Consider the following 20,184-nt stretch of genomic DNA (forward strand, 5'->3'; position numbering starts at 1 on the left):
GCCAGCACTTTCTGCAAGTACCTTCAAGGATGTTCCATGATCAAGTTGAAATACCTAGCCGCTGCGCTGATGGGGCTGGCGCTGACCGGCTGCGTCTCCTTTACCCCTTCAGGACCTATCGGTCCGCCTTCGCAAATTGTCGAACACTCGATACCCGCCGGCGCAATGCTCAAGGATGTGGAGATTTCCGACACGCGCCTGAATGAGACCCAGCGCAGGAACATCAGCAACACACTGACGGCGCAAATCGCCCAGCACGTCGACCGCGGCGAGTACTTCGAGCGAGTCATCAGCTTTCCAGCCAAGCTGGACGAGAAGGATGTTCAGCTGCAATTCAACTTCAGCTCGCTAAAGGGCAAGCGCACGCCGCATCCCGGTTATTTTCCCGGCGCGCTGCTGACCCTGACCGTGTGGATCTGGGTAAACGGCCCCATCTACGTAGACAAATACGACCTCGCCGCCGAGCTGCAGGTTACCGATGCCGCCGGCAAGCAACTGGCGATTTCACGCAAAACGCTGGTGTTGAATCAGAACACAGGTCTTTGGGACTACGACTACTTCAACACATCTCTCGGTTCGCGCCAGCTCACGCAGCTCGTCGAACAGCTCCTGCAAGACAGTACCCAGCAACTCGCAAACTGACACGGAAGCCAAAAATGAAAAAGCTGATAGCCCTCCTGGCCGTAGCCGCGTCCCTGAGTCTTCAGGGCTGCATGACTTACTCCCACCACTCGCTGCCGGAGGTCGAGCAATGGCCGCTGGCCGAATCTGCGCAGGACAAACCAACCGCTTACCTGAAGGTGCAGACCGAATATTCGGTGAACGGTACGCCGACGGCCAGCAGTCCCGACATTGCCAGGATTGAAGGGCTGCTCAGGCAGGCATTCATGGACAGTGGACGCTTTGCCCGGGTCAGCACGGAGCAGGAAGAATCGGACCTCTATGTGACGGTGACGCTGCAAAATCAGGAAACGGGCAGTATGGGCTTGGCGTTCGTTACTGGTGCCACCTTCTTCCTGGTGCCCGGTACCTTCGATAACACCCTGACCATGAACATGATGTTCCGCGACGGGGAAGGTAAGAAGTTGGGACGGGTGCAGAAGCAAGAGAAACTGACGACGTGGATGCACTTGTTGCTGGTTTTTGCACTGCCGTTCAACGAGTCGGGCGATGCGCTGCTAAACGACCTCACCAAGAGCAATCTGGAAGAAGCGGCGAAGAAGAAGCTGATCTAGCCAGGTCCCGGTGACGATACGGTTGTCATGTATGTTTAAGCGTTCCCACGCCCCCGTGGGAACGCTTCCTTACCGGTTATCAGCAGGAACCTTGAATAGCGGCGCGGCGCATGCCCGTTCTCAACCGCTAACTCGAAACACTCCGCCTTTCGCTCCACTCGTCACGGTTCTCCAAATAGCCCCACCCAATAGATCCCCGCATCGCTCTGCGGGTCGACCGCATAAGCCGCGCCCAGCTCGCTGGACCGCGGATTCATCACGTTGGTGCAATGCCCGGGGCTGGCTAGCCAGCCCTCGACCACCCTGCTCGGCCGGTCCACCGCTGCAGCGATGTTTTGCCCTACCTGGGTGCCGCTATAACCCGCCAACTCCGCCCGATCTCCGGGCGTGCGGCCATCCTTGTCGAGCGGGCTGAAGAAATTGCCGTTGGCCATGGCCCGGCTGTGGGTTTCAGCGACGCTGGCGAGGGTCGCGTTCCAGGCCAGCGGTTTCGCACTAGCGAAAGGCTTGCCGCCACATTGCCGCGCTTGTCCGCGGGCACGGTTGATTTCATCGAGCAGCATCTGCCCTTCCGCCTGCCAGTCCTTTAAATGCCCGCCGAGCAGCGGTCGCGCGACGACGATTCGCCAGTCGCGGCCCTCTCGGCTGATGCCGATGTCGGCGTACTGTGGATCGAGCAACACGCGACAGAAGCTTTCCTGCAGCGCCTGCATGGCCGCTTGCGCATCGCGCGGGCCGGACAGGCTGATGGCTTGCACGTTGACCATCGGATAACCCGCGCGAGCAAGCGAGCCCTGTAGATCGCCGGCGCCAGTCGCCTGCAATACCAGACGTGGATCAGGCGAAAGCGGCGCTAGCTCCTCGCTCGCCTCGCTGTCGCAATGCTGCAATGCACTGCGATAGGCGTTGATCGATTCGACCAGCTGCGCCTCTTGGCTGCCGTTTGCCGCGACAGCGAGGCTGTTGCCGCTCAGTAGCACAGCCAAAAGCAGGGAGGATGAAAGGACGCGCATGAAATCTCCGAAAGCCCAAGTTGTGAGTAGTTTGACGATGCACCGAGAGCGCATCTCAAGTCGAGCCGCCGATGACAGTACGCCAGCGCAACCTTCTCAACTGTCGATGCCTATTGCCGCACCGGCACACCAGCAATCTATAATCATTCTTATTTGCACCGGTTCCTGTAATGCTCCCTTCCGCAGCCCGCCAGATTCTTGCAATCGAAGACGACCCGATTCTCGGTGCCCATTTGAAAACATCCCTGGAGAGCCGCGGCTTTCAGGTCACCCTTGCCGACGAAGGCCCGAGCGGGCTGGCGCTGGCCAGCGAGACAGATTACGACCTCATCCTTCTCGACGTGCTGTTGCCGGGCCTCAGCGGCCTGGAGCTGCTTACCCAACTGCGCACGAACTGCCGCACGCCGGTGCTGATGATGTCCGCGCTGGGCAACGAGGCGCATCGCATCCAGGGTTTCGACAGCGGCGCCGACGACTATCTGCCCAAGCCGTTCAGCATCGAAGAACTGCAGGTGCGTATCGCCGCCATCCTGCGCCGCGTCGCCTACGAGCGTAGCGTGCCACCGGCTGCGAATGACGACCTGCTGAGGTTCGACGATCAGCGCAGCGATCTACGTTACGAGAACCGCTGGACCGGCCTCACCGCCACCGAGTACCGATTGCTGAAGGTCCTTCACGATGCAGCTGGCGAGGTGCTGAGCAAGCCGTTCCTCTATCAACAGGCGCTGCGCCGTGGCTACTCGCAACACGACCGCAGCCTGGACATGCACATCAGTAATATTCGCCGCAAACTCGCACGCGAGCAGGTCGTCGCGCTGCGCCTGGAGTCGGTATGGGGCAAGGGTTACGTGCTGGAACTGCAGGCCGACTGATGCCCAACCGTCATTCGCTGTTCTGGCGCCTGGTGCTACTGGTCGCCGGTTTTTGCCTGTCGATGATCTGGGTCAGCGGCTATGTCGGTCGACAGATCGACCGGAACAATTCCTACCTGTCAGAGGACGCGCGCGAGGTCCTCTCCGGTTACGCCAAGGACGCTTACACCGCGTTGCAAGCGGGGCCGGAAGATCTGGGCCGTTGGCTCAGGACTATGCGGCAACGCGAGTCGAGCTGGATGGTGGTAGTGGACCAGCACCTGCAGCCGCTCGGCGGTCAGACATTGAGCGTCGAGGAGCGTCAGATGCTCACCTTCGTGAGGGATTATGAGTGGCCGATGAGCCGTCGCAACGCGGGCCTGCCGCTCGTCTCGATCCCGCTGAGTGAGGCGGGCGAGAAGCTGATCATGCGCCTACCCGAGCGTTTTCGCCCCTGGCGCAACCATGCGCTGCTCACGGCCGGCGCGGTGTATTTGCCTCCGGTACTGCTGTCAGTACTATTCTGCTGGCTACTCTATCGCCTGCTGGTGTCGCCATTGGATAGTTTGCGCCGGCAGGCCAATGCGCTGCGGGGCAATCGTCTCGACTCGCTGCTGCCCATGTCGATCGCCCGTCGCAGCGATGAGCTCGGTGAATTGGGCCGCTCACTCGAATATCTCACCCAACGCCTGCGCGACTCCATCACCCAGCAGCGACAGTTGCTACGCGACCTTTCCCATGAACTGCGCACGCCCCTTAGTCGCCTGCGCGTGGCCTGCGAAAGTGAGCTGAGCGTACAAGAGATGCGTTGCCGTACCGACCGCGAAGTCGTCTGTATGCAGCAACTGGTGGACAGCACGCTGGAGTTCGCCTGGCTGGACAGCGAGCAGCCGCGCTTCGAGTGCGAGCCGGTGGATGTCGAGGCCTTATGGGATGTGCTCTGCGAAAACGCCTGCTTCGAGGCGGGCTGGCCGCGCGAGCGTATTTGCACACGGGTGCCGGAGGGCTGCCAGGTGCTCGGCAATCTGAACGCGCTGGCGCAGGCGATGGAGAATATCTTGCGCAACGCCATCCGCTACTCCCCTGCAGAAGGTGCCATTTGCCTATCAGCCCACCGTGAGCCTGATTGCTGGCGTCTGTGCATTGAAGATCAAGGACCGGGCGTCCCACGGGAGCAACTGCCAGTCATCTTTCGCCCCTTCGCCCGCCTCAGTGCAGCGCGGCCCGGAGGCGATGGGTTCGGCCTTGGATTGGCCATCGCCCGCGGCATGGTGTTGATGCAGGGCGGCGATATCTGGGCCGAGAACGGCGCGCCCGGTTTGCGGATGAACATCCGCCTGCGAAGTGTATAGATTGTAAATGCGCTTTACTCTCAAATGAGAATACATAGCATTACGACCGACACGGCAGCCAGTAACACTGCTGCGCCAGGCACGCGGTTACCCAACGGACCGCAGACGACGTAACGCTTCTCAGGGAGACTGCTGTAAATGGTGATTTTCAATCGACACCGGCTGGCTTGCGCAATCGCTGTGGCAACCTGGATGAGCACACCGGCACATGCCGAAGAGCCCCTCGAGCTGCAGCCCACGACTGTGGTGACCGCTGCCGGTTATGAGCAGAACATCGCCAAGGCCCCGGCGAGCATTTCGGTGATCACCCGCGAGCAGCTGGAAAAGCAGTCGTACACCAACGTCGTCGATGCGATGAAAAACATACCCGGCGTCTACGTTACGGGCGGCGGCAACATGCAGGACATCAGCATTCGAGGCATGAGTTCGTCCTACACCCTGTATCTCGTCGATGGCCGCCCCGTTTCCGCTGGCCGTTCGGTGAATACCAACGGCAGCGACGGCGGCAAGCAGATCGGTCTGCCGCCGCTGGCGATGATCGAACGTATCGAAGTGATCCGCGGGCCGATGTCTTCGCTGTATGGCTCCGAGGCCATGGGCGGCGTGATCAACATCATCACCCGCAAAGGCGGCGATGCCTGGGCCGGTACCATTTCCGCCGAATACGGCCACTCGCTGAACGACATCAACGAAGACGAAGCGACCACCAACTTCTACCTGGGCGGCGCGCTGGTGCCTGGCTTGCTTGGCGCCCGGCTCAACGGCAGCTACACCCGGGCGGATGAAAGCGACTACATCGGCGGCGGCGACGGTGCCGCCAGCATGCCGGACAGCCAGCGCAAGCAAGGCGGCGTCGAACTCTATCTGACCCCCGACGAGCACAATCGCTTCTCGCTCAGTTACCAGGCCGCGCGCTTGAACGAAACCCATCACCCGGGCCAGAGCGTCGACATCACCGCGACGAAAAACACCACTGACTACGAAAAAGACATCTACGTGCTGGCCCATGACGGCCACTACGCCGATTGGCAGGTTAGCAGCTATCTGCAACACGACGAATCGGAGCGTGTCCAGGACCTGACCAAGCGTGAGGAGATCACTACGCTCAACACCCAGGCCAGCTATTTCTGGGGCTCGCATGTGTTTACCGTTGGCGGCCAGTACAAGTACGAAGACTTCGTCGACGAATCCAACGGCTTGCTGACCTCCAACGTGCCGGGCGCCGTGGCGAGCGTCGATCGCTGGCTGGCGGCTGTCTTCGCTGAAGCGGAATGGGGCGTGACCGAAGATCTGGCGGTCACCACTGGCCTGCGTTACAACGACGACGAGCTGTTCGGCGGCTACCTGTCGCCGCGCCTCTACGGCGTGTACCAATCCACACCGAACCTGACGCTCAAGGGCGGCATTTCCACCGGTTACAAGCAACCCGGTCTCGCCGATGCCACCGAAGGTTTCGGTCGGGGTACTGGCGGCGGCGGTTCGCCCGCGCCCTACCCGCGCGGGCTGATCATCGGTAACCCGGAACTTGATCCGGAAACCAGCACCAACTACGAGCTGGGCTTCAACTACGACAACCCGGAGCTGGGCTTCGCCACCAGCGTCATGGCTTTCTATACCCAGTACAAGGACAAGATCACCGAAGACCGTATTTGCGAAACCGACACCGACGGCTCCAGTACCAACCGGAACAACGTGGCGGCCTGGTCCTGCGATTTCGGCGGCAACAACTTCTACTTTCTCAGCACCCGGATGAACGTCGACGAAGCCGTCATGCAGGGCGTCGAATGGACCTTGGATTACGATTTTCTGCCGAACCTACATCTGAGCACCAGCTACACCTTCACCGACTCCGAGCAGAAGACCGGCGAATTCAAGGGCGATCCGCTGAACAAGCAGCCCAAGCACATGGCCAACGCCCTGCTCGACTGGCAGGCGACTTCCCGCCTCAACGCCTGGCTGCAAGGTAACTACCGCAGCGAAACCAGCACCTATCTCAGCCGCACCAGCATGTCCGACGGCACGCCCGGCTACGGTTTCTTCGACGCTGGCGTGGTGTACCAGTTGACTCAGAGCGTCGATGTGAAGGCCGGGGTGTACAACATCGCCAACAAGGAAGTCACCAATGACGACTACGAAGTGGTACTGGACGGACGCCGGCTGGTCGTGGGTATGACGGTCGATTTTTAAACGCGATGCGGCGCGGCCTGGCCTTCGCGGCTTGCCACACCCGCCTCGAACAGACTGCCCGCTGGCTTGCCTGGCGGATTTTTTGTATGACTTCAGCTGTTTCCCACCGGGAGCCTGTCGTGACTCGTTCCGTATCGCAATCGCGAAGTGCATGGCCTGACATTGCGGCGCGTACCGCCCTCGCCGTCCTCGGCGGCTATGCCTTCACCTATGCAGCCACGGCCGCCCTGGCACGACTGCTACCGATGGATCGCGTCGATGCCCTTGCGACGGCCTCGCTGCTGTCGTTCGTGGTTTATCTGGGGTTCATTCTCTGGGCTTTCACCGCAACCTCGGTGCGTCGTGTGCTGGCCGGCGTGAGCGGCGCCCTGCCCTTGGCAGCCATCGGCTTCTGGCCACAGCTGTTGGAGGCGTTGCAATGAAAGGCAGCCTGACGCAATCCATGTCCTGGCTGCATACCTGGTGCGGGCTTTTGCTCGGCTGGGTGCTGTTCGCCATATTCCTCACCGGAACCCTGGCGGTATTCGACAAGGAAATCAGCTGGTGGATGCAGCCGGAACTGACCGATCAGGCGCAATCGCCCGCTAAGGCCGCCAACGTCGCGCAGCGCTGGCTGATGGAGCATCACGTCGATGAGACGAACTGGAACATCAGCCTGCCGACCGAGCGTTCGCCGGACCTCGGCGTGTCGGTCGGGGAGCGGCGGCGTGGTGGTAGTGGTGGCACGCATCTGGACCCGCTCACTGGCGAGACCGTCGAGGCGCGGGAAACCATCGGCGGCAACTTCTTCTTCCATTTCCACTACACGCTGCATATGCCACGGCTGCTCGGCATCTGGGTGGTGGGGTTCGCGGCGATGGCGATGCTGGTGGCGCTGATCAGCGGGATCATTACCCACAAGAAGATCTTCAAGGAATTCTTCACCTTTCGCCCGGCCAAAGGGCAGCGCTCCTGGCTCGACGGCCACAATGCCAGCGCCGTCCTGCTGTTGCCGTTCCACCTGATGATTACCTACACAGGACTGGCGATTTTCTTCGTGCTCTATATGCCGGCAGCAGTCGATGCACTGTACGACGGCGATCGCCAGGCCTATTTCCGCGAGGCGCAACCGGCCCGTGCCGCCGCGCAGGTGTCGCGCGGCGAGGACCGCGGCAGCAAACCCGTGCAAGCGCAGGCCGCGCCGCTGCTTCCGCTAAGCGAGATAGTTACCCATGCCGAGGCGCACTACGGCGCGGGCATGATTGGCGGTCTGGCCGTGAGCAACCCGGGAAGGGCGAATGCCCAGGTCACGGCGCGACCGGTACTGGGTAATCGCATCGAGCTGACCAAGGGCGAAGGCATGGTCTTCAACGGTGTCACCGGTGAGCTGATCCAGGCGCCGGAGCCGTCGCGCACCAGCCAGCTGACCCAACGCGTGATGGCCGGCCTGCACTTCGCCCAGTTCGGCGGCTACCCGATGCGCTGGCTGTACTTCATCTGTGGCTTGGTCAGCTGCGCCATGATTGCCACTGGGCTGGTTCTTTACACCGTCAAGCAACGCAAGCAGGCCAAAGCCAACGCGCAGTTCCTGCGGATGGTGGAAAGCCTCAACGTGGCCGTGGTGGCCGGGCTTTCCCTGGCCTGCGTCGCGCTCTTGTGGAGCAATCGCCTGCTGCCGGCTGAGTTGGCCAATCGGCAGGATTGGGAGTTGCGCCTGTTCTTCGGCATCTGGGCCCTGAGCTGGCTACATGCCCGGGCTCGCAAGCCGTTACTTGCATGGCGCGAGCAACTCTTCGCCGCCGCGGCGTTGGCGATGACACTGCCGCTGCTGGACCTGATGACAATCAACGCAGCCCTGGACGGCATCCGGCTGTCCGTTCTCGCAGCCGTGTTTGCGATGGGCCTGCTGTCGGGCTGGACCGCCTGGAAAATTCCGGCGGTCGTCGCCGCCAGGAAATCGCGCCAAGCTTCCCTCAACCACCCGGTTCCGGGAGTCTCGTCATGAACGGTTCGGCCCTGCTCGCCAGTCTGCTGCTGGCCTACGCCGGTATGCTCGGCTTCTGCCTGGGCAAGGAACGCCACTGGAAACAACTGGCCCACCCACACGTTCCCGCTCGGCTACGCCGTCTCTGCGTACCGGTAGGCGCCCTTCTGCTCGGCCTCGCCGTGTATACCGCTACCCGCGTATGGCCCGGCGGCATGGCGCTGGTCGGCTGGTTCGGTCTGATCTCGCTTACCGGCTTCGCTCTGCTTCTGCTGATCCCCTACGCCCCGCGTTTGGCGACGGGGTTACCCTTGTTAGGCGGGATGATTTGGGCGGTTTGCGTACTGATTTGAGCGAAGCGACACCTCATCGAAGTACTGCTGAGAACCTGAAGAAAATTATTTCAGGCTCAATCCCCCCAACCGAGCTCGCCTGTCAACGAAGGCGGATGCGGTGTGTAAGGGAGCCGCCGCATGCCTTAAGCTGCGGCCCATCTCACGCCCATGCTTGCCATTACCATGACCAACCGCCCTGTTTCGCCCTTCCAGCTTTTCATTCTTGTGCTCTCGTTGTATGTCGTGGGGGCGCTGATCGCCGACCTGCTGCTCGACCTGCCGCCCGATGTGTCCGAGCTTCTGGGTTACATCGACAACATCGTCTGCGTGTTCTTTTTCATCGACTTCGTCAGACGTCTGCAAATGGCCGAAGACAAATGGCGGTTCATGCGTTGGGGCTGGATCGACCTGTTGGCCAGCGTGCCGGCGGGAGGCCTGCAGGCGGCGAAATTGGTGCGTGTCGTGCAGGTTCTGCGTGCGCTGCGCGCGATCAAGTCAACGCAGATCATATGGCGCCTGCTGTTTCGCAACCGGGCTGAAAGCATTGTCGCGTCTGTCGCCACAGCCACGCTGCTGCTGGTCGCGTTCGGAGCAATTACGATGTTGCTGGTCGAGGCGCCTAACCCGCAAAGCGCTATCAATACGCCGGAAGAAGCGCTCTGGTGGGCAATCGTGACCGTCACGACCGTCGGCTATGGCGACTACTACCCGGTCACGACCGAGGGTCGCATCGTAGCGGTGCTGCTGATGGTGTCCGGTGTCGGGCTGTTCGGTAGCTTCGCGGCTTACGTTGGCTCGCTGTTCACCGCTGACAAGAGCGATGAGAGTGCCAAACAACAGGAAGCCGACCGGGCAGTGATGCAAAGCCTGCTGAAACAGGTCGAACAGCTGAACCACGAGGTTCAGGGGTTACGCGCGCAGTTGGGCGCTCAGGAACGGCTGTCAAAGGAAGGGACCGAGCCCTCCTCTTAAGCAGCATTTAGCCGACAGGGTCGGTAAGAGGCGAAGCCGTACGTCGACTTGGAGCCTCGCTGTGCTGCGCAGTAGCGAGGCGGCAGATGGCAAGTCGGAATCATCGTTTGCGCGGAGATGGGCATCGCCGGCCAAGCAACCCGACCGGCAAATTCCACAATTTTGCAGAGGCAGAACCTGCTTCCGCTGTCTTGCCTCGGAGAAGCGAGACAGCGAGATTTGAACCGCAGACCGGCCTGTTTACCAGTTGTAGCTAACCTTTGCCGTGATCTCACGGCCGGGGTTGTAGTAGTCCGCAGTACCAGAGCCGACCACGTGCTGCTCATCCAGCAGGTTGCTGACGTTAACGGCCAGCTCGGTGTCTTTGAGGATCTGGTAGTTGAAGGCGGCATCGAAGAGCGTGGTGGCATCGCTTTCGGCGGTATTGGCGGCATCGAACTGGTAGGAGCCGGTGTAACGGGCGCCTAAACCGATGCTCATGTCGTCGCCCGGCAAGCTGTAGTAAGTCCATAACGAAGCGGAATGCTTTGGCGCCGCAACGAAATCATTACCCTTGATTGAGCTGCCGTCGAACAACGTACCGCGCTGAACCTCTGAATCCATATAGGAGTAGCCACCGACCACGCTCACATTCTCGGTGACTTCCGCCTTGGCTTCCAAATCAAGGCCACGCGCACGCGACTCGCCAACGACTTGTTGATCGATTCCGCTGCCATCGGGTCGCACAACGGCGATGGTGATGTTTTCCTGGGTCAGGTCATAAACGGCTGCCGAGAAAAGCGCATTCATTCCCATAGGCGCATATTTCACACCCACTTCGTACTGCCTGCCGGTCTTGGGCGTTACGCCAACTTCGGGTGGCGACACGGACTCCACCATGCTGACATAGGTGGATACTTCGTCAGAGACGATATAGGTCAACGCACCGCGGTAAGAGGTTTCGGAGATATCGTCACTCTCATCAATCGGCCCGCCATCAAAATCGTTGAAGCCCTTGCTGGACAGTTCCATGAAGTCCCTGCGCGCACCGGCAGTGACGATGAAGCGCTCGTAGAACGAGAGGTTCTGCTGGAGGAACACGGACGCGGTTGTGGCGTCGTTTTTCAGAACGCTATAGGGCGTGGCTCCGCTCGCGACGCCAGTAAACACCGGGTTGGCTATGTCGATAGAGGACGCACCGGTATATATGGAACTGGCTTCGGTCGAAGAGTCGAGATACTCGATCCCCACCAAGGAGCTGCTGTCGATATTCTCGAAGCGGTGATCGTATTGCAGCATCACGTTGCCGTTGAGCTGATCGGCGTCACTGTCTGTGCCGAATTGAACACGGGGAATAGTGGTTCCAGTACGACCGGCAAAATCGCTCAGATAAACGTAGCCAAAATCATCAGTGAGCTCGCTGTACCGTAGGTTGCTGCGCAGCACAAAGCCGTTGTCGAAATCATGAGTGAAATTGCCGCTTAGGCTGGTGCGCTCGACATCGTGAAAGTTGTAGCTAGGCTCGCCAAAGAAATCGTCGCGATCATATTCCTGGTCCAGCGGATAACCACCGCTGTTAGGCGAACTTTCAGTTTTCAGGTAATCCAGAATAACGGTGGCCGAGGTGAAGTCCGTCGGCGCCCAGGTCAGACCACCCATTACCAATTGCGCGTCATCCTGCGAATGGTCGTATTCGCGCTCACTATCTTGCGTCTTGGCGGTGAAGCGGCCGGCCAGCGTTTTGCTGTCATTGAGCGCATCGCCCACATCGATGCCGACTTCCTTATGATCGAAGGAGCCATAGGCTACATAGCCTTGGCCAAACGAATTGAAGCGCGGCTGTTTGCTTACAAAGTTCACCGAGCCACCTGGGTCAGCCGGGCCAAACAGCGTGGAGTTGGCCCCACGCAGAATCTCGATGCGCTCGTAGGCGAACGGGTCTTCGCGCACACCGCGCATCGAACTTAGCGTCAACCCGTCACGGTAAGTGGTGGCCTGGAAGCCGCGAATCTTGAAGTAATCGTTGCGGTCATCGGTACCGTAAAAATCGGTGATGACGCCGGGGGTGTATTGCAGCACCTCCTCTGTGGTGCTGGCGCTGCGTTGCTCGATTTCCTTCTGGGTAATCACGGACACCGAGGCGGGCGTGTTGAGGATGCTGGTGGGCACCTTGCCGCCAACCCAGAGCTCCTGAGCAACGACGGTGCTTGCGTCGTCACCCGCAGATGCGTTGGCGTTGACGATGATAGGTGCAAGGCGATATGGCTCCTCGCCCTCCTTGCGGCTCGACTCCTGCGCGTTACCGCTCAGGGGTGCAATCAACGGCGCACAGCACAAGAACGCGGTGGTGGTGCGTCGCCAAGATGCCTGCGCTTTGTCAAGCCCGGCCTTGCTACCAGTCATACGTGAATTCCTCATTGTTGTGGGTGGATGTCAGCCGCGCGCCTGATGGGTCTTTTTTTTGCAAGCACGCCATGTTTCGGTCGAGATAATAATCAATCTCAAATAAGATACTTAATCATTTTAACAGCAATAGCAAAATCTTCGGCGAGCAAGCTAGCGCATGGACTTGCCGGGCGTTCTGGCCTCTCTGTTGATACAGGCTCACCGAGGACGGTTTTCGAACGGTGTGTCAGAAAGCTTTTTGCAAAGGCACTTGAAGTCGGCTAAACGGGCCTCGCCAAGCACAAGCGTTCGGGGAACGTGGCTCTCGGTCATCTACAGTGCAGGATCAACTGGCTGACACGCCCAGCGGCCAACCCAAAACAGGCCGCAAGCCATTACAATGCGCGACTTTCGATTCACAGCCGGTCCGCGCTCATGTCCCTACCCCAGCACCACCTCGAACTGCTCAGCCCCGCGCGGGATGTGTCCATTGCCAGGGAGGCCATCCTGCATGGCGCCGATGCGGTGTACATCGGCGGGCCGAGTTTCGGCGCGCGGCACAATGCCGAGAACAGCGTGGCGGACATTGCCGAGCTGGTGACCTTCGCTCACCTGTTCCATGCGCGGATATTCGTCACGATCAACACCATTCTTCATGACGACGAGCTGGAAGCTGCGCGCGCGCTGATCTGGCAGCTGTACGAGATCGGCGTCGATGCGCTGATCGTGCAGGACATGGGCGTAATGGAAATGGACATCCCGCCGATCGAACTGCACGCCAGTACCCAGACCGACATTCGTACCCTGGAACGGGCCAAGTTCCTCGACAAGGCAGGCTTCTCGCAGCTGGTGCTGGCGCGCGAGTTGAACCTGCAGGAAATCCGTGCGATCGCCGATGAGACCGATGCCGCCATTGAATTTTTCATCCACGGTGCGCTGTGTGTCGCCTTTTCCGGGCAGTGCAATATTTCCCATGCGCAGACCGGACGCAGCGCTAACCGCGGCGATTGCTCCCAGGCGTGCCGCCTGCCCTACACGCTGAAGGACGACCAGGGCCGCGTGGTCGCCTTTGATAAACACCTGCTGTCGATGAAGGACAACAACCAGAGCGCCAATCTGCGCGCGCTGGTCGATGCCGGCGTGCGCTCGTTCAAGATCGAGGGGCGCTACAAGGATGTGAGCTACGTGAAGAACATCACCGCTTACTACCGCCAGCGCCTGGACGAGATTCTCGAAGAGCGCACCGACCTGGCCCGTGCTTCCAGCGGTCGCACCGATCACTTCTTCGTGCCGGACCCGGACAAGACCTTCCATCGCGGCAGCACCGACTATTTCGTCACCGACCGCAAGATCGACATCGGCGCGTTCGATTCGCCGACCTTCACCGGCCTCGCCGTGGGTGAAGTGCTCAAGGTCGGCAAGCACGACCTGACCGTCCAGACGCGCGAACCGCTGTCCAACGGTGACGGCCTCAATGTGCTGATCAAGCGTGAAGTGGTGGGTTTCCGCGCCAGCGTGGTCGAGCCGCTGGGGCAGTTTGAAGAGGACGGCCAGCAGCTCTTGCAGTACCGCGTCGAGCCGAACGAGATGCCAGCGGCGCTGCGCCAGTTGCGTCCGAACCATCCGCTGAACCGCAACCTGGACCACAACTGGCAGCAAGCACTGCTGAAGACATCCGCCGAGCGCCGTGTTGGTGTGCGCTGGTTGGCCAAGCTGCGGGCGGACGACTTGGAGCTGCACGTGACCAGCGAAGAAGGCGCCTATGTCACGGTTTCGCTGTCAGGCCCGTTCGGCGAAGCGAAGAAGCCTGAGCAAGTACCCGGTCAGATCGCCGACCTGCTGAGCCAGCTGGGCACCACGATCTACCACGCCGAAGAAGTTGACGTAGACGCTCCTCAGGCGTTCTTCATCCCCAACTCGCAACTCAAGGCCCTGCGCCGCGAAGCCATCGAGGCGCTGACCGAGGCCCGTGAGGCGATTCGTCCGCTGGGCGCGCGCAAGGCCGTCAGCGTACCGCCGCCGGTCTATCCGGAGTCGCATCTAAGCTTCCTCGCCAACGTCTACAACGAGAAGGCACGCGCCTTCTATCAGCGCTACGGCGTGGAGCTGATCGATGCGGCCTACGAGGCCCACGAGGAAACCGGCGAAGTGCCAGTGATGATCACCAAGCATTGCCTGCGTTTCTCCTTCAATCTCTGCCCGAAACAGGCCAAGGGCGTCACCGGCGTGCGCACCAAGGTTGCGCCGATGCAGCTTGTACACGGTGACGAGGTGCTGACCTTGAAGTTCGACTGCAAGCCCTGCGAGATGCACGTGATCGGCAAGATCAAGGGCAACATCCTCAACCTGCCACAGCCGGGCAGCGCCGGTAGCGTGGTCGGGCACATCACGCCAGCCGACCTGATGAAGACCATCCGCAACAAGCCGCACGCCTGAGTAGCATGCCACGTGCGATATGAGCCGGACGCCGTCATGGCGTCCGCAGCTCAACCAGCCGCTGATTCGTTTCGTAAAAACCTTGTGAGCCGAGGCCGCCGTCCGGTACGTTCGATACGCCCGCCCGTCAGGCGGCTAGAACAACAACCGCGGCCTCTCCAGGCATGCCCTTGTAAGGAACAACCATGAGATATCTGATTGCGGCCGGTGTCTTGCTGGCCAGCGGCGCCAGTTTCGCTGCGCCCTCGACTTCACTGCTCGACAACGTTCAGCAGCGCGGCACCCTTAAGGTCTGCACCACCGGCGACTACAAGCCCTACACCTTCCTGCGCGACGACAAGCAGTACGAAGGCATCGACATTGCCCTGGCCGAGTCGCTGGCCAAAACCCTTAACGTGAAGATCGAGTGGGTGCCGACCACCTGGAAGACGCTGATGCCTGACTTCCTTGCCGGCAACTGCGATATGGGCGTGGGCGGAATCTCGATCTCTCTCGAACGGCAAAAGAAAGCCTTCTTCAGCGACCCGATCACAGTGGACGGCAAGATTCCCTTCGTCCGCTGCGATGAGGTCGAGAAGTACCAAACCATAGCCCAGCTCAATCAGCCCTCGGTGCGTCTGATCGAGCCGCCGGGTGGCACCAACGAAGCCTTCGTTCACCGCGAATTGCCCAAAGCGCAATTGGAGCTGTTTCACGACAACACGGTGATCTTCCAGTCCGTCGCCGATAACAAGGCCGACGTGATGATCACCGATGCCTCCGAGGCGCTGTACCAGCAACGCAACTACCCGACGCTATGCGCGGTCAATGCCGACAAGCCGTTGCAGTACAGCGAGAAAGCCTTCCTGTTGCCGCGCGACGACGTTGCCTTCAAGGCATACGTCGATCAATGGCTGCATCTGGCCAAGGCCACCGGCGAGTACCAACGCATCGCCGATACCTGGCTGGCCAAGCCAAGCAAGTAAGGATCTTCGCGCGGGACGAACGCTTAGGCGCCCTAGCGCTGTGCCATCTGGGGAACCTCGGGCGATTCGTCCACTAACCCAAACAGCTTCAACGGGTTGCCGCTGACCATCCATCAGCGGCCGCGTGGCTTCTTCAATTGCAGACAAGGATCAATATGCGTCATAGACCAACCCACTGGAACTGGATCATTGCCCTGTCGTTGGCCGCTGTGCTTGCCGGTTGCTCGACGGCCCCGTCCATAGAGCCAACACCCAGCCAGCAACCGCCCGCCGTGACGGGCGAGCATATCGGCTCGGGAAAGGCTTCGTACTACGGCAGCCAACATCACAACAAGCTGACCGCCAGCGGCGAGCGATTCGATCAAGGCTCGCTCACCGCCGCCCATCGCACCCTGCCTTTCGGCACGCGAGTGAAGGTCATCAATACCCGCAACGGCAAGAGCGTGGTGGTGCGCATCAATGACCGTGGGCCGTTCGTGCGCGGCAGAATCATCGATCTGTCCAAGTCCGCCTTCGAGCGTATCGGCAGCACGCGCTCGGGGGTGATCCCGGTGCGGCTCGAAAAAGCTGAGTGATTGATTGGAAAACGTGCAGAAACAGGCGTCTCGCAACTGCTGAAACCGAGCCCGCACAGCCGTGTAATTCGCGAGTGCGCCAGTGTCGGTCAACCGCCTTCACGAGCCAGACCAATGGCCGTCAAAACACCGAAAAAAGTAACCAGACACTTCAAGAAGCCGCTAGTGGAGCCGATATCGAATCCAAGCAAACCCACCTTGGTGCAACCATGTTCAACAGCGGCCTGAAAAAACAACTCCAAGAGCAAACCGCAGAACTGTCCACCCTGCGCCAGCTGCATGACCACATGAACGCCACGATGCTCGCCATCACCCTCGACCCGGAATTCAGGATGGCGACGGTCAATCAGAAATTCGCCCAGACGCTCGGCTACAGCCCCGAGCAGCTACAGGGCCGTGCCATGGCCGATATCGTTCCGGCTTACGTGAAAAACCTGCCCTGCTTTCATAATTTCAGAGCTGCCATTTCCAAGTTTGAACCGATTAGCGATGACTATCGCTACTTGCGCGCCGACGGCAGCCTCGCGTGGCTGCGCATCGACTGGTATCCGATCAAGAATGAGAGCGGCGGACTGCTGCATATCAGCGGTTACGCGCGGGAAGTCACCAAGCAATTGCAGCTGGCGAAGGAGAACGAGGCATTTATCAATGCATTGCTTCGCTCGACGGCGGTAATCCAATTCCGCCTGGACGGCACAGTCGTCACCGCCAACGACCAGTTCCTGCAGGCGATGGGTTATTCACTCAACCAGATCGTCGGCAAACACCACAGAATGTTCTGCACGACGACAGAGGCGGCGTCCCCGCAGTACAAATCCTTCTGGCAGACGCTCAACCGTGGTGAGTTTATCGCTGATCGCTTCAAGCGCGTCGACAGCCGCGGCCGCGAAGTATGGTTGGAAGCAAGCTACAACCCGGTGCACGACACCGAGGGCAAACTCTGCCAGATAGTCAAGTTCGCCAGCGTCGTCAGCGACCAGGTCGCTCGTGAAGGAGACGTCAGGGAAGCCGCCAGCATCGCCTTTGAAATTTCCCGGCACACCGACGCCAGCGCCGAACGCGGCGCCGCGGTGGTCAAGGACACCGTTAAAACCATGCAGCGCATCGCCGAGGACGTCGAATCGGCTACCAAGGGAATCGAAGCGCTAGGCCAACAGTCACTGCTGATCAGCTCGATCGTCCAAACCATCGGCGGTATCGCCGCGCAGACCAACCTGCTGGCGCTCAACGCGGCCATCGAAGCGGCACGCGCCGGCGAGCAAGGTCGGGGATTCGCGGTCGTGGCGGACGAAGTGCGGCAGCTCGCGGGCCGTACCAGTGCCGCTACGGAAGAGATCGTCAACGTGGTGCAGCAGAACCAGACGCTGGTTGAAGCGGCTGTCCGCGAGATGGCCAACAGCCGCGAGCAGGCCGCTCAGGGTCTTGCACTCGCCAAGCAGGCCGGCGAAGTGATCGTCGAAATTCAGGACGGCGCCAAGCAGGTGGTGGGCGCGGTTGGCCGCTTCGCCAGCGAACTCAAGTAAAGCCGCTGGATCAAGCAGATCGGCGGATGGTAGCCCATCCGCCACACACCGCTCCGCCAAAGCGCGCCCTCAAAGCGCCGTGCTGCCGACCGGCCGGGCGAACCGATAAGTCGCGAAGCAGCACAGCACCAGCCCGCTTAGTGCGAGCAACCCACCGATTATCCCAACATCGCTCAAGCCAAGGTGGACGGTGACCAGACTGCCAAGCAAAGCACCGCCGCCAATCCCGATGTTGTAGATGCCGGAGAACATGGCCATGGCAACGTCCGTCGCATCGGACGCCAGGTTCAATACCTTTGACTGCAGCGCAAGGCCGAAGCACATCCCGGCAATACCCCAGACCACAACCAGCGCGCCGAGCAGCGATGCGTTGCGCGAGGCCGGCAACAGCAACAGCAGGCACAGCGACATGGTGGCGATGGCGACGATCAGGAAGCCTTTCGGATAACGGCCGCTATAACGGCTGAAGAGAATCGAGCCCAGGAGACCGGCGCCACCGAACATCAATAGCAGCACGGTGGTCATGCCGCCGCTCAGATGGGCGATGGTCTGCGCGAAGGGCTCGATATAGGTATAGGCAGTAAATTGCGCGGTAATCACCAGCGCGGTCAGCACATAGGCAGCGATCAATGCCGGACGTTTGAATAGCACCGGCAGGCTTCTGAGCGATCCGGAATTCTGGCTGGGCAGCAGCGGGAGCGTCTTCGCCAGGCAAACGACGGCCAGGGTTGCGATGGCTGCAATCGACAAAAAGGTAGTGCGCCAGCCTAGCGCTTCGCCCACCACTCGCCCGAGGGGAATGCCCAGCACCATGGCCAGCGCACTGCCGGTCGCCAGCAGACTCAGGGCCTGCGCCTGCTTGCCTTGTGGCGCCACGCGCACGGCCAGCGATGCGGTAATCGACCAGAACACCGCGTGCGCCAGGGCAATACCGATGCGGCTGAGCATCAGCATGCCGAAGCTCGACGCCACGCTGGAGACCAGATGGCTGCCGACGAACACCGCGAAAACCACCATGAGCAAGGTGCGCCGCTCGATATTGCGCGTCAGTAGCATCATCGGCAGCGACATCAGCGCCACCACCCAAGCATAGATAGTCAGCATCAGCCCGACCTGCGAAGGCGGCATTTCAAACGAGCTGCCGATATCGCTGAGCAAGGCCACCGGCACGAACTCGGTGGTGTTGAAGATAAAGGCAGCCATGGCCAGTGCGACGACACTGAGCCAGCTCCCGGCGCGGGTAGTTTCCGATTCGTTCATGTAGGCGATGTCTGGTGTGCGATTCATCCACCAATGCGTCATGCCAGGACGGCGTAACGGGCAGGTGAATGATGAAGAAAATGAGAGGCCGACCTGAGCCTGACAATGCCGTCGCCTCCACGGCTTCGAAGAAGCGCGGGATTCAACCGGAAGAAGCAGTAAATAGTCAGGCGGCACGGGCCAAGCGGCGCGGATTCTACGCCTGCGCCATGCCTCTGTCAGGCGCGGAATGCAATCTGCGACCAGCGGCCAACGCTTCGCCAGCAAGCTCGCTCCTACAAAAAGCGAAACCGAGCCAAGTCTGCAGGAGCGAGCTTGCTCGCGAATGCTTTCACGCGATCAATGAGCTATTGGGCGTCGGCAACCACCATCTTTAGAGGCGGCGATGCGGTATCAGCTCCCGTAGCCAATTCAAGCCTGATGGAGGCGCTTCTGTAGATCCAGCGCGTTGGCCGTCGCGGCACCGCTGGCGGTGTTGTCGAAAATGCACCAGCTGACGCCCTGCTGCCGATCTTCCATCAGCCGCGCGGCAAGCCTGTCGAGCCAGCCGTCGTCATAGGAGGAGTAATAAATACGCGGCGAGCCGTGCAGCCTGTAGTAACGAAACCCTGACCAACCGCCCGGCTTGGCGGCTTCGGGGAATGGCGCCGGATCTGCCGCGACGCGGGCGATTCGCTGCTGCTTTAGCAACGGCTCGGCTTCGAGCCAGCTTCGATGCCGTGGTTCGATGGCGACGAAGCCGTTATAGCGAGCCCGTAACGCCGCGAAAAAAGACGTTGCGCTGGTCGTGTCGAATGCAAGCGATGGCGGCAATTGGACCAGCAAGCAACCGAGCTTGTCGCCCAGATGACCGCATTCATGAAGGAAGCGATCAAGTCCCTCGTCGCAATCAACCAGACGGGCTTCGTGGGTAAGCTGTTTGGGCACTTTGACGCAAAAGCGAAACGCCTCCGGTACGCTCTGCGCCCATTTGGCATAGGTCGCGGGCCGGTGCGGGCGATAGAACGAGCTGTTGATTTCCACCGCACCGAAGCGGCCCGCGTAGCGCTGCAGATGAGTGCCGTCCGACGGGAATGCAGGCCACCGTTCACGCGGCAGGCTCCAGCCGGCACAGCCTAGAAAGATCGGTTCGCTACTCGCAATGACGTTCATG

Annotated in this window: 17 protein-coding genes; 13 read left to right on the top strand and 4 right to left on the bottom strand. The window is 60.5% G+C overall.

Annotated elements, in window-relative coordinates; genetic code table 11:
* Positions 1-36: 36 nt before the first annotated feature.
* The gene (locus NAV33_RS13200; RefSeq protein ID WP_255980722.1) at positions 37-642 is read left to right on the top strand and encodes a hypothetical protein; all 606 of its coding nucleotides are present in this window, start codon (positions 37-39) and stop codon (positions 640-642) included.
* Between the two features lie 14 nt (positions 643-656).
* The gene (locus tag NAV33_RS13205) at positions 657-1,235 is read left to right on the top strand and encodes a hypothetical protein (RefSeq protein ID WP_255980724.1); all 579 of its coding nucleotides are present in this window, start codon (positions 657-659) and stop codon (positions 1,233-1,235) included.
* Positions 1,236-1,396: 161 nt separating this feature from the next.
* On the opposite strand, the gene NAV33_RS13210 is transcribed toward NAV33_RS13205, so the two are convergent.
* The gene (locus NAV33_RS13210) at positions 1,397-2,248 is read right to left on the bottom strand and encodes a CAP domain-containing protein (RefSeq protein ID WP_255980726.1); all 852 of its coding nucleotides are present in this window, start codon (positions 2,246-2,248) and stop codon (positions 1,397-1,399) included.
* 170 nt (positions 2,249-2,418) lie between these two features.
* Here NAV33_RS13210 and NAV33_RS13215 point away from each other — a divergent pair, with 170 nt between their 5' ends.
* The 7 genes from NAV33_RS13215 (at position 2,419) to NAV33_RS13245 (ending at position 9,908) form a co-directional block, all read left to right on the top strand.
* Entirely contained in the window at positions 2,419-3,120 is a 702-nt protein-coding gene (locus tag NAV33_RS13215; protein WP_255980728.1) for a response regulator transcription factor, read from the top strand.
* Positions 3,120-4,451: a sensor histidine kinase gene (locus NAV33_RS13220; RefSeq protein ID WP_255980730.1), complete on the top strand. Its 1,332-nt coding sequence runs from the start codon at positions 3,120-3,122 to the stop codon at positions 4,449-4,451. The genes NAV33_RS13215 and NAV33_RS13220 overlap by 1 nt, the downstream gene beginning before the upstream one ends.
* A 138-nt stretch (positions 4,452-4,589) precedes the next feature.
* On the top strand, positions 4,590-6,638 hold the full coding sequence (locus NAV33_RS13225; protein WP_255980732.1) for a TonB-dependent receptor domain-containing protein: 2,049 nt from the start codon (positions 4,590-4,592) through the stop codon (positions 6,636-6,638).
* A 119-nt stretch (positions 6,639-6,757) separates the two neighbouring features.
* Entirely contained in the window at positions 6,758-7,060 is a 303-nt protein-coding gene (locus NAV33_RS13230) for an iron transporter (protein ID WP_255980734.1), read from the top strand.
* Complete coding sequence (locus NAV33_RS13235) at positions 7,057-8,622, top strand: PepSY-associated TM helix domain-containing protein (RefSeq protein ID WP_255980736.1); 1,566 nt, start codon at positions 7,057-7,059, stop codon at positions 8,620-8,622. The genes NAV33_RS13230 and NAV33_RS13235 overlap by 4 nt, the downstream gene beginning before the upstream one ends.
* Positions 8,619-8,954, top strand: a complete 336-nt coding sequence (locus tag NAV33_RS13240; protein ID WP_255980738.1) for a DUF3325 domain-containing protein — start codon at positions 8,619-8,621, stop codon at positions 8,952-8,954. Before NAV33_RS13235 ends, NAV33_RS13240 begins: the two co-directional genes overlap by 4 nt.
* 165 nt (positions 8,955-9,119) lie before the next feature.
* Complete coding sequence (locus NAV33_RS13245; RefSeq protein WP_255981055.1) at positions 9,120-9,908, top strand: ion transporter; 789 nt, start codon at positions 9,120-9,122, stop codon at positions 9,906-9,908.
* Positions 9,909-10,148: 240 nt separating this feature from the next.
* Here NAV33_RS13245 and NAV33_RS13250 read toward each other — a convergent pair whose 3' ends face one another.
* A complete protein-coding gene (locus NAV33_RS13250; RefSeq protein ID WP_255980740.1) occupies positions 10,149-12,290 on the bottom strand; it encodes a TonB-dependent siderophore receptor in 2,142 nt (713 codons plus the stop codon).
* A gap of 417 nt (positions 12,291-12,707) precedes the next feature.
* On the opposite strand from NAV33_RS13250, the gene NAV33_RS13255 reads away from it, so the two are divergent.
* The 4 genes from NAV33_RS13255 to NAV33_RS13270 all read left to right on the top strand — a co-directional run bounded on the left by NAV33_RS13255 (position 12,708) and on the right by NAV33_RS13270 (position 17,771).
* Complete coding sequence (locus NAV33_RS13255) at positions 12,708-14,708, top strand: peptidase U32 family protein (RefSeq protein ID WP_255980742.1); 2,001 nt, start codon at positions 12,708-12,710, stop codon at positions 14,706-14,708.
* Between the two features lie 185 nt (positions 14,709-14,893).
* The gene (locus tag NAV33_RS13260; protein WP_255980744.1) at positions 14,894-15,673 is read left to right on the top strand and encodes a transporter substrate-binding domain-containing protein; all 780 of its coding nucleotides are present in this window, start codon (positions 14,894-14,896) and stop codon (positions 15,671-15,673) included.
* Between the two features lie 155 nt (positions 15,674-15,828).
* Positions 15,829-16,248, top strand: a complete 420-nt coding sequence (locus NAV33_RS13265) for a septal ring lytic transglycosylase RlpA family protein (protein WP_255980746.1) — start codon at positions 15,829-15,831, stop codon at positions 16,246-16,248.
* 209 nt (positions 16,249-16,457) lie between these two features.
* Positions 16,458-17,771, top strand: coding sequence for a methyl-accepting chemotaxis protein (locus tag NAV33_RS13270; protein ID WP_255980748.1), 1,314 nt, complete (start codon positions 16,458-16,460; stop codon positions 17,769-17,771).
* 69 nt (positions 17,772-17,840) lie between these two features.
* On the opposite strand, the gene NAV33_RS13275 is transcribed toward NAV33_RS13270, so the two are convergent.
* The gene (locus NAV33_RS13275) at positions 17,841-19,031 is read right to left on the bottom strand and encodes a sugar transporter (protein ID WP_255981057.1); all 1,191 of its coding nucleotides are present in this window, start codon (positions 19,029-19,031) and stop codon (positions 17,841-17,843) included.
* A gap of 411 nt (positions 19,032-19,442) precedes the next feature.
* Positions 19,443-20,183: a DUF72 domain-containing protein gene (locus NAV33_RS13280; protein ID WP_255980750.1), complete on the bottom strand. Its 741-nt coding sequence runs from the start codon at positions 20,181-20,183 to the stop codon at positions 19,443-19,445.
* Between the last annotated feature and the right edge of the window lies 1 nt (position 20,184).

The organism is Stutzerimonas stutzeri (assembly GCF_024448715.1).
Classification (GTDB): Bacteria; Pseudomonadota; Gammaproteobacteria; order Pseudomonadales; family Pseudomonadaceae; genus Stutzerimonas; species Stutzerimonas stutzeri_AR.

Bases quoted from the DNA above. Each gene is read 5' to 3' on its own strand.
- NAV33_RS13200 (WP_255980722.1), top strand. From the start codon at position 37: ATGATCAAGTTGAAATACCTAGCCGCTGCGCTGATGGGGCTGGCGCTG.
- NAV33_RS13205 (WP_255980724.1), top strand. From the start codon at position 657: ATGAAAAAGCTGATAGCCCTCCTGGCCGTAGCCGCGTCCCTGAGTCTT.
- NAV33_RS13210 (WP_255980726.1), bottom strand. From the start codon at position 2,248: ATGCGCGTCCTTTCATCCTCCCTGCTTTTGGCTGTGCTACTGAGCGGC.
- NAV33_RS13215 (WP_255980728.1), top strand. From the start codon at position 2,419: ATGCTCCCTTCCGCAGCCCGCCAGATTCTTGCAATCGAAGACGACCCG.
- NAV33_RS13220 (WP_255980730.1), top strand. From the start codon at position 3,120: ATGCCCAACCGTCATTCGCTGTTCTGGCGCCTGGTGCTACTGGTCGCC.
- NAV33_RS13225 (WP_255980732.1), top strand. From the start codon at position 4,590: ATGGTGATTTTCAATCGACACCGGCTGGCTTGCGCAATCGCTGTGGCA.
- NAV33_RS13235 (WP_255980736.1), top strand. From the start codon at position 7,057: ATGAAAGGCAGCCTGACGCAATCCATGTCCTGGCTGCATACCTGGTGC.
- NAV33_RS13240 (WP_255980738.1), top strand. From the start codon at position 8,619: ATGAACGGTTCGGCCCTGCTCGCCAGTCTGCTGCTGGCCTACGCCGGT.
- NAV33_RS13245 (WP_255981055.1), top strand. From the start codon at position 9,120: ATGACCAACCGCCCTGTTTCGCCCTTCCAGCTTTTCATTCTTGTGCTC.
- NAV33_RS13250 (WP_255980740.1), bottom strand. From the start codon at position 12,290: ATGACTGGTAGCAAGGCCGGGCTTGACAAAGCGCAGGCATCTTGGCGA.
- NAV33_RS13255 (WP_255980742.1), top strand. From the start codon at position 12,708: ATGTCCCTACCCCAGCACCACCTCGAACTGCTCAGCCCCGCGCGGGAT.
- NAV33_RS13260 (WP_255980744.1), top strand. From the start codon at position 14,894: ATGAGATATCTGATTGCGGCCGGTGTCTTGCTGGCCAGCGGCGCCAGT.
- NAV33_RS13265 (WP_255980746.1), top strand. From the start codon at position 15,829: ATGCGTCATAGACCAACCCACTGGAACTGGATCATTGCCCTGTCGTTG.
- NAV33_RS13270 (WP_255980748.1), top strand. From the start codon at position 16,458: ATGTTCAACAGCGGCCTGAAAAAACAACTCCAAGAGCAAACCGCAGAA.
- NAV33_RS13275 (WP_255981057.1), bottom strand. From the start codon at position 19,031: ATGAACGAATCGGAAACTACCCGCGCCGGGAGCTGGCTCAGTGTCGTC.
- NAV33_RS13280 (WP_255980750.1), bottom strand. From the start codon at position 20,183: ATGAACGTCATTGCGAGTAGCGAACCGATCTTTCTAGGCTGTGCCGGC.